Genomic DNA, 1,691 nt, shown 5'->3' with positions numbered 1-1,691 from the left:
GCGCGATGGCCACCCTGCGCCGTTGGCCGCCACTGAGCTGGTCCGGTCGGCGCCGCAGCCAACCCTCGTCGACGGGCAGGCCCAGTTCCCGCGCGTAGTGGATGCCCAGCCCCGGGCGGGCCGCGATCTCCTCGGTGAGCTGACCGATGCGGCGCCACGGGGTCAGGGCCACGCCCGGATCCTGGTCGACGACGCAGCTGCGACGACGCAGCAGCCGCAGCTGCCAGGCGCTCGCCCCCAGTGCGTCCACACCGTCGACGGTGACCGCTCCGGAGGCCACACACAGTCCGGGGGAGAGGTCGCCGAGCAGCGCGCGGGCGAGGGTCGACTTCCCGGCCCCGGACGGTCCCACCAGCACGAGGCGTTCGCCGCGTTCGAGGTCCAGGCGCGGAACCTCCAGACGCGGTACGCCGGTCCGGTCCCGGATGGCCAGGTCACGTACGGAGAGGGCGGAGGCGGTCACCATCAGATCGCCCCGTGCCCTTCCCGATCGGCCAGAAGTGCCGTCGGTACCGTCAGGAGCGCGATCCCCAGTGCGGGCACGATCACGGACCACGGGTTGAGGGTCACCCCGGCGATCGAATCCCGGACGGTCGACGCCCAGTCGTCGCCGCCCCCTCCCAACCCGCCGCCGAGGAACGCCAGCGTGCTCACCAGGTAGACGGCGCTGGTGAAGCGCACGGACAGCTCGGTGAGCAGCGGGCGGGACAGGCCCGGGACGACCTCCCGCACCGTGACGTCCAGGCGTGACCGGCCCTCCGCTCGGGCGACCTCCACGAACCCGGACCCCAGGAGCGGGGCGCTCGCGGCTTCGAGATAGCGGGAGCTCACAGGGATGAACAGCACTGTCGTCACCGCCCCCACGACCACGACGGAGCCGTTCCCGGCGGTGGCGACGACCAGGATGATGAGCACCGGGGGGAGGGTGACCAGCACGTCGGTCGCGAATCGAACGACCGGTCGCAGTGGGGGGATCCAGGCGAGCGTGAGGCCGATGACGGCTCCGGTCGCGGTCGACAGGAAGGCCGCCGTCACGGAGATCGCGACGAGCGGCAGGTTGCCGTGAAAGGCCCGCGCCAGGACGTCCCGTCCCAGCCGGTCTGTCCCCCACGCGGCGTTGTCCTGGGTGAACGCTCCGCCGGTCACGGCGTCCGGGGCGGGCAGGCCGAGAACGGGGGCCACGACGGGGCCGAACAGCGCGAGCGCGAGGCCCGTCGTGAGCATCCCGACGAGGAGCGTGCGGACGAGATGCTCGTGGGTCACCGGAGCCACCGCCGGGGTCCCGACCCGGTGACCAGATCGGCGACGAGCAGCGAGGTCGTGGTGACGGCGGCGGCCACGGTGACCAGGGTGGCGACCGGAACGGTGTCGCGGTTGGCGATGAGGGTGACGAGCAGGCTCCCGGCGCCCGCGTAACCGAACGCCACCTCGACGACGAGCGCCGCACCGATGAGGCCGGGCACGGCCAGCGCGCAGAGCTGGACGATCGGCCCCGTCGCCCCGGGGAGCAGGTGTCGGACGAGGACGGCCAGCGGCGGGATGCCCGCGAGTCGAGCGGCCCGGACATGTGGTCGCGCGGCTTCGGCGGCCACGACGGCCCGGACCGTTCTCTGCAGCCATGCGCCGACGACGAGCCCGGCGGTGACCGCCGGGAGCACGAGGATCCCCGGGCGGTCGAGTGGGCTGCCACC

The 1,691-nt window shown here is 73.5% G+C and carries 3 protein-coding genes; all 3 read right to left on the bottom strand.

Annotation, left to right across the window (positions count from 1 at the left end):
• On the bottom strand, nt 1–466 hold a 466-nt coding region (locus G6018_RS14245; RefSeq protein WP_182639969.1), incomplete at its 3' end, for an ATP-binding cassette domain-containing protein.
• On the bottom strand, nt 466–1,263 hold the full coding sequence (locus tag G6018_RS14240; protein WP_182639968.1) for an ABC transporter permease subunit: 798 nt from the start codon (nt 1,261–1,263) through the stop codon (nt 466–468). The genes G6018_RS14240 and G6018_RS14245, both read right to left, overlap by 1 nt.
• Nucleotides 1,260–1,691, bottom strand: a 432-nt coding sequence (locus G6018_RS14235) for an ABC transporter permease subunit (protein ID WP_182639967.1), incomplete at its 5' end; no start/stop codon positions are given. The genes G6018_RS14240 and G6018_RS14235, both read right to left, overlap by 4 nt.

The organism is Dietzia sp. DQ11-44 (assembly GCF_014145205.1).
Taxonomy (GTDB): Bacteria; Actinomycetota; Actinomycetes; order Mycobacteriales; family Mycobacteriaceae; genus Dietzia; species Dietzia natronolimnaea.
The sequence above is the reverse complement of the archived record's forward strand: the minus strand, read 5'-3'. Positions and strand labels throughout refer to the sequence as shown.